Annotated in this window: 4 protein-coding genes and 1 pseudogene; all 5 read left to right on the forward strand. The window is 61.9% G+C overall.

Annotated features, from left to right (window positions below):
- Window positions 1-159 precede the first annotated feature (159 nt).
- The 5 genes and pseudogenes from MKL20_RS00985 to MKL20_RS01005 all read left to right on the forward strand — a co-directional run bounded on the left by MKL20_RS00985 (window position 160) and on the right by MKL20_RS01005 (window position 7215).
- Window positions 160-1581 carry a hypothetical protein gene (locus MKL20_RS00985; protein WP_244035100.1) on the forward strand — a complete coding sequence of 474 codons (1422 nt, stop codon included), beginning with the start codon at window positions 160-162 and terminating at the stop codon, window positions 1579-1581.
- A gap of 516 nt (window positions 1582-2097) precedes the next feature.
- Window positions 2098-3251: pseudogene (locus MKL20_RS00990) on the forward strand (IS3 family transposase).
- A gap of 354 nt (window positions 3252-3605) precedes the next feature.
- A complete protein-coding gene (locus MKL20_RS00995; protein WP_244035101.1) occupies window positions 3606-3809 on the forward strand; it encodes a type II toxin-antitoxin system ParD family antitoxin in 204 nt (67 codons plus the stop codon).
- 4 nt (window positions 3810-3813) lie between these two features.
- Window positions 3814-6624 (forward strand): PAS domain-containing protein, encoded by a 2811-nt coding sequence (locus MKL20_RS01000; protein ID WP_244035102.1) that lies wholly within the window; start codon window positions 3814-3816, stop codon window positions 6622-6624.
- 102 nt (window positions 6625-6726) lie between these two features.
- A complete protein-coding gene (locus MKL20_RS01005; protein ID WP_313902697.1) occupies window positions 6727-7215 on the forward strand; it encodes an SDR family NAD(P)-dependent oxidoreductase in 489 nt (162 codons plus the stop codon).
- Window positions 7216-7470: the final 255 nt, after the last annotated feature.

Genomic DNA, 7470 nt, shown 5'->3' on the forward strand with positions numbered 1-7470 from the left:
TCGCGCCTGCTGGACCCCTGATCAGCCCGGCTGCGCCACCCCGACCCGCTTCGCCGGACTGACTAGGGACGTCCCGTCAGCCCCATCCGGGGGGTCAAAGTTCGACGCCGATCCAGGGTCAATGTTCAACGCTGTTTGACAACCTGCCCCGTCCACTGCATGGAGATCGTCGATGCCGGCCCGACCGTACAGCCGTCGAAGACCCACGATTTCGCACAACTCATCAAGCCGCTGCTGCCGGATCTCGGCGCGATGGCGGACGGCGCTACGCGTCGATCTGCCTCCGGCCTCGAGCTCTACGCTTTGGCCCGGCTCGCGGGGACGGTTGGCAACGCACCATGGCTCGATGGGCTGCCGCTCCATGTCGGCACGGCGATCTGTGAAACGATCGGAATGGTCGACTGCTTCGGACGAGAGGCGCATGCGAAAAAGCTCTCGGAAAGCGAGTGGGTGGAGGCCGGAGACAGCGGTTTCCGCATTGCGAGCCGCGGCGAGGCCGGGATCAGGGAGTTCATAGAGGAACTCCTCCGGACCTATCCGTACTCGCGCAGCGCGACCGAAGGTCCGCAAGCCGTGCTCGGTAGATTTTTCAAGTTCTTGGCTTTCAGCGCGCCGCATCCGGACTTCGACGTCGTCCGCAATCTCGTCTCGAGTTTCATGATCGAGCACATGCCCTTTGGCCCCGGCGATTTCATATTCGGAAAGCCGATCGAGCGGCGCGTCCTGCATTCGGTCCGTTCGGCTTCCCAGGAGATGGGCGTCCATCCCGTGCGTCTGCGCAAGGTCTTGCATGCCGCTGGCGTCCTATCGACGGAGCAGATGGAAATGCCGTACGGCAACGCGACGTTCGACGCTGCGACTGCGGCCCAGACCCTGACGGACGCCATCGACGGCCTCTTCATGACCGAAATTGAGCCTTACCTCGGCGCCGGACGCACGCAGACGAAGCTTCTGGTCGATTCCGGCATCGTCGAGCCCATGTTTCCGAAGCGGCCAGATCTCGACCACCTATTCAGACGGCGTGATCTCGACCTTTTTCTCGACCGCATATTCGTTGACGCCGTTCCGGTCGAAGAACCTGACGAGGATATGGCCGACGTCCATAAGGCGGTGAAGCGGGTCTGCTGCGGCACGATCGAGATCGTCCGCCTCGTGCTCGACCGGAAGCTCTCGTGGGTCGGTCGACACACAGGCGTACATGGGTTCGCCGCGCTTCTCGTGCGCGTGTCCGAGATCCGGTCGATCGTGCGCGGGTCTATGGATGGCTGGCTGACCGCCGCGACCATCGAGACGACGATGCGCACCAGCTCGAAGGTCGTACGGAGCCTCATCGACCGCGGATACCTCAGGACCGAGGATATCATCAGCCCGCTGAATCGTTGCCCCGTCCAAGTGGTCAGGCAAACCGCGTTCGACGAATTCCGGCGGGAGTACGCAACCTTGTTCGAGGCAATGGAGACGACGGGAATCCATTTCCGCAAGATCCAGAAGCGGCTGACTGCGATCGGTGTCGAACCGGGGATCAGACGCGAGGACGTGGGCGCGGCGTTCTACCGAAGATCGGATCTTCAGCGTCTCTGACACCCCTCGGCAGCAAGTCGTTCGAGCCCTCGCGGAAAAAGCCGCGAGGGCTTTTTCATGCCTTCGCTTCGGCGCTCGATGCCACACGTCGCATGGAGGTCGCCCCGTCTCAGAATCTTATCTTGGAGGAATCACCCATCTTTCGTTATTTTTCGCGATCGCTGTTTAAAAAATCCACGTATATTCAATGACTTGTGAACTGCGGAGAATCCATTTTATGCCTTACGCTACAGTTTGTGTGCCGTGAGGCAAAAGATGGTCGGATTTGCTTCTAGGTTAGTGGTCGCCCAAAGGCATAACTTGCTGGGATAGCATCAGGGTTGCTTGCGCGTCCCAACTAAAGAATCACCGTGAGTTTGGCGTGAAATCACCTTCAGGTGTCCGCTGGCGGTAGCACGATTCCGCCAGCGGACAGCGAGACCCTGATGCTCATCAGCGGGGTCCGCTGTGTGACCTAACCGGCTGGTTTTGGATCGGACTGATTGAGAGGATTAGCTTGGACCGGAGGAGTTGGGAATGAAGCGAGGACAGATGCCGAGCGCGGAACAGGTCGTGCTGATGTTGCGCCAGATCGAGGTATAGACGGCGCAAGTCAAGAGCATCGCCGTCGCCTGTAAGGAGGTAGATGTCTCTGAGCTGAGCTATTACCGCTGGCGCAAAGAGTACGGTGGCCTGAAGATCGATCAGGCTAGGAAGATGAAGGATCTGGAGCGCGAGAACGCTCGGTTTCGCCGCCTGGTAGTGGATCTGTCTTTGGAAAAGCAGGTACTGGCGGACGTCGCCTCGGGAAACTTGTAGCCCCGACCGACGCAGGCAGGCGGTGGACGGCATCCGGGAGAAGTACAGTCTCTCGGAATGTCACGCCTGCCGGATCGTTGGCCAGCACCGGGGTACGCAGCGCCACGTGCCCACCCTGCCGGCGGACAAGGATGCGCTGACCCGTGCCATCATAGCCATAGCGTCCGAGCACGGACGCTATGGCTATCGCCGTGTCACCGCGCTGCTGCAGGCAGACGGCTGGCAGGTGGGCAAGGACTGTATTCAGCGCATCTGGCGTCGTGAGGGGCTTAAGGTCCCGCAGAATCACCGGCCACGCAGCCGCCTCTGGCTGAACGACGGCTCGTGCCTGCGACTGCGACCGCTCCATCGCAGCCACGTCTGGAGCTTCGACTTTGTCCAGGCCCGGACCTACGACGGACGCTTGCTCCGGGTCCTGACGCTGATCGACGACCTCACCCTGAGCTTGTCGAAGGGATAGCCGGGCTCTGGAGGTGGCGCGGCGCATCAACAGCGTTGGCGTAATCGAGGCACTGGCGGAGGCAATGTGCTTGCATGGCATCCCGGAGAACATCCGCTGCGACAATGGCCCGGAGATGATCTCGAAAACGTAGCGCAAATGGGTCGCCAAAGCCGGCTCGTAGATCCAGTACATCGCTCCGGGATCGCCGTGGGAGAACGGTTGCTGCGTGAGCTTCAATGGCAAGCTTCAGGACGGGTGCCTGAGACAGGAGATCTTCTAATCGCTGAAGGAAGCGCAGATCGTGATCGGTCTTTGGCAAATCACCTACAACCGCGTCCGGCCGCATTCGTCGCTGGGCTACCGGCCGCCCGCGCCTGTCAGCTGTTCGGATCTGGCCTTCCGGCTACCCATGGCCGCCACCATGCAGTAGCCTCTCATTTGGCTCGGTCCACAATACCGGTCAGGTCAGCCCGACGACTGTCCGCTTATGGCAAGCGCCCATGGCGAACCAGGCAGAGGGTTGGGTCGTAAGCCGAATTACCAGATTGGATGGATTTGCGACCGGCTCCTTTTCGGGCTGAATGCGACCGTAGCAGCCATCGTCGATCGGCCGGCGGCAGCCCGAACACGATATGGGCGATCTCGTTTCGGCGCGGCTTGATGGCGCAGAACCGAGCATACAAGGCGCCAGCGTTCGCTTCGCTTCGAGCGCTTCGGGTATGTGTTTGCCCTTCGGTGGCCCGAAAGGAAACACCCTGAGGGTTGGATGTGCTAGGAAGCGGGCATGCCCGCCAAACACTCCCGCCACATCGCCCTCACGGCAACGCTTTCTGACTGGATCGACAGCCGGGTAGCCAAGGGAGAATACACCTCGACCAGCGACCTCATTGGAACGGTCATTCGGTTGTTGCGATCGAGGGATGAGGGCATACCCACTAACGCAACTGCCTCCTCCATGTTGCCGCCGCGCAGCCACGGACAGGCCTGAGCCGATGGCTTTGGAGACGTCGGCTCTCGCTGGCGGCGGCGTCATGGGCATGCACATGCGTGCCTATGATTGGTCCACCACATCTCTTGGTTCTCAAGAGCATTGGCCCCAGTCACTCCTGACCCTCGTGCGGGTCATGCTCAACTCACGCCAACCGATGTTCGTCACGTGGGGCGCGGACCGAACCCTGGTCTACAACGACACCTACGCGCCCATGCTCGGCGAACGGCACCCGCGAGCCCTCGGCCGCCCGTTCTTCGAGATTTGGCCCGAGGTCCGAGACGAGGTGGGGGCTCTGATGGATCGCGTGTTCGCGGGCGAGTCCGTGCACATGGACGACCTGCAACTTACCCTTCACCGCAGCGGCTACCCGGAAGAGACTCACTTCGCCTTCTCCTACACTCCTGTGCCCGGAGATGACGGCGCGATCGTCGGCCTGTTCTGCGCCTGCACCGAGACGACCCGGCAAGTGCTCGCCGAGCGCCAAGCTGCTTCCGAACGCCAGCGGCAACAAGCGCTGCTCCAGCAGATGCCCGGGTTCGTTGCCGTGCTGCGCGAACCGAGCCACATCTTTGAGTACGTCAACGACGCCTACACCACAGTGGCCGGCCAACGTGACTACATTGGGCGCAACGTCCGTGAGGTGTTTCCGGAGTTGGTGGGCCAAGGTTTTTACGAACTTCTCGATCGTGTCTATTCGACAGGCGAACCGTTCGTGGCCCGCGCCCTTGCAATCCGGTTCGTCGGAGAGGACAGCGATCGGTACCTCGATTTCATCTACCAGCCTATTCGCAATCCGTCAGGCGCTGTCACCGGCATCTTTGCTGGTGGCTACGAAGTCTCAGACCAAATCCGCTCGCAGGCGGCTTTAGCTGAAAGTGAAAGCCGCTATCGCACCCTCTTCGAGAGCATCGATGTCGGGTTCTGCATTATCGAAGTGACGTTCGACGATGCCGAACGCGCGATCGATTATCGGATCCTCGAAGCCAACCCTGCCTTCGAACGTCAAACCGGCGCCGACGTGGTCGGCCGATGGGTCAGCGACTTCGCGCCCAACCTCGAACGACACTGGTTCGACACGTATGGGCGCGTCGCACTCACGGGCGAGCCGGCTCATTTCGAGAATAAGGCCGACGTGTTCGGACGCTGGTTCGACGTGCGTGCGCTGCGGGTCGGCGACCCGGCCGCTCGACGGGTGGCCGTGCTCTTCAGCGACATCTCCGAGCGGAAGCGTATGGAAGAAGCGCTTCAGGTTCTGAATGCAACCCTCGAGCAGCAGGTGCACGAGCGCACGGCCGAACGTGACCAGCTCTGGACGCTGTCCGAGGACATGTTGGCACGCGCCAATTACGAAGGGATGATGTCGGCAGTCAGTCCTTCTTGGACCCGTGTCCTAGGTTGGTCCGAGGGCGAACTCCTATCAAGACCGTACGGGACGTTCATGCATCCCGACGACGTGGGGCCGACGCTTGCCGCGCTCGTCGAGATGGGGGAGACGACACAGCCAACACGCTTCGAGAACCGCATCGCCGCCAAGGACGGGGGGTGGAAACCCATCGAGTGGACGGTCGCACCTGAAGCCGACGGCACCAACTTCATTGCCGTAGGTCGTGATCTGACTATCGCCAAGACGCGCGAGGCCGAGCTTGCCTCTGCTCAGGAGGCTTTGCGCCAAGCGCAGAAGATGGAGGCGGTCGGCCAGCTTACCGGAGGCGTGGCTCATGACTTCAACAACCTGCTCACCGTGATCAAGTCGTCCACCGACCTGCTCAAGCGTCAGAACCTCCCCGAAGAGCGTCGGACCCGGTACGTCGATGCGATCTCGGACACCGTCGCTCGCGCCGCCAAGCTGACGGGCCAACTGCTCGCTTTCGCGCGCCGGCAAGCCTTGAAGCCGGAGGTGATTGATGCCGGCCGGAGCGTCGCCTCCATCAGCGACATGGTCGGCACGCTGAGCGGCTCGCGCGTCAAGATCGTCACAGACATCCCGGACGAGCCCTGCTTTATCCACGCCGACCCGAGCCAGTTCGATACGGCCCTGGTGAATATGGCGGTCAACGCCCGAGATGCCATGGATGGCGAGGGCACCCTCACCATCACGGTGCACCCCGTCTCGACCATTCCGCCGATCCGCACCCATCCTGCCGTGTCAGGTGATTTCGTCGCGGTGTGTATCGAGGACACGGGTTCCGGCATCGCCCCCAACCAGATCGAACACATCTTCGAACCGTTCTTTACGACCAAGGGCGTAGGTCAGGGAACGGGTCTTGGACTGAGCCAGGTCTTCGGATTTGCTAAGCAATCTGGGGGTGAGGTCCGGGTCCAGAGCACGGTCGGCCAAGGTACGATGTTCGTGCTGTACCTGCCCAGGGTGAAGGTTGTTGCCCCCTTGCCAGAGGCGGAGCCCGAGCCGCCGCTCATCGACGGAGACGGCATGTGCGTCCTGGTGGTCGAGGACAATGCGGATGTCGGAACGTTCGCGACCCAAACCTTGGCCGAACTCGGCTACGTCACCGTATGGGCAACCGACGCCGAGGCAGCACTCGTTGAGCTGGCCAAGGACGCTGAACGCTTCGACGTGGTGTTCACGGACGTCGTGATGCCCGGCATGAACGGGATCGACCTTGCTCACCGGATCCGGCAGGATCACCACGACCTACCGGTGCTGCTGGCCTCTGGCTACAGCCACGTTCTGGCGCAGAACGGCACCTACGGGTTCGAGTTGCTGCACAAACCGTATTCGGTCGAACAGCTTTCGCGCCTGCTCCGCAAGGTCGCAAGCTGGCAGCGGCGCAAGCGCATCATAGGCGAGTAGCTCGACCTTCATCTCAGGCGCGAGCCCCGGGGCAAGGCAGGTCATCCAGCCAGCTCAAGCCGGTAATTTCCGAATGTCTGCTTTGAAGGACTGTCGAGACTAATTACTTCGTACGCCTTCGGTGACGGCCGCGGTCGTCACCGAAGGCGTACTCACGGACCGATCGCGATCCTGATCTACAACGCCTACAGGGTCAGCATCGGATCGCCTGGCACTCCCACGCCGGATGATCTCGCCGCCGACCTGCAAGTGAACGTGATCGGAGCCTATACGGCAGCTCGTACGGCGCACGGCCTGATGGCGCCCCGCGGCCGTGGCAGCATCATCCTGACCGGCGGCGGTCTCGCCCTCGATCCACGTACTTGGCTCAGCGCGTTCTCCCTCTCTGCTGGGAAAGCCGCCCTGCTTAACCTCGCGTACTCGATGTCGGAGGCGTTCAAGGCTGATGGCATTGCCTTGGCGATCGTGACAGTCGCCGGCAGGATCCAGGAGGACACGCCGTTCGCCCCCGATCGGATCGCAGACGCCTTCTGGCGCTTGAATTTGGAGGGTGTGAGCGCCGGGCCTGCGGTGGCGTTCACTGCTGGCTGATCCTCTCAATCAGCCCGGTCCAAAGCTAGCTGGTCAGGTCAGCGAGCTGCCGCAAACCAGGGTTATCGCGTCCGAGTACCGAGTGGCGCATAAGGGACCATCACTGGCTTCGGTCCCGGCCGCCAGTGCCTGAGAGCCGCGAGCGCTCCCGCCCTGATCGCGCGGAGCACGTCTGTGTTTGACAGCAGGCCTTTAGCCGTCCTCATCGCGGAGGCCGACGAGCTCGTCCGTATGGTCACAGCCGACATGCTAGCG

The organism is Methylobacterium sp. E-066 (genome assembly GCF_022829635.1).
In the GTDB taxonomy this organism is placed as follows: Bacteria; Pseudomonadota; Alphaproteobacteria; order Rhizobiales; family Beijerinckiaceae; genus Methylobacterium.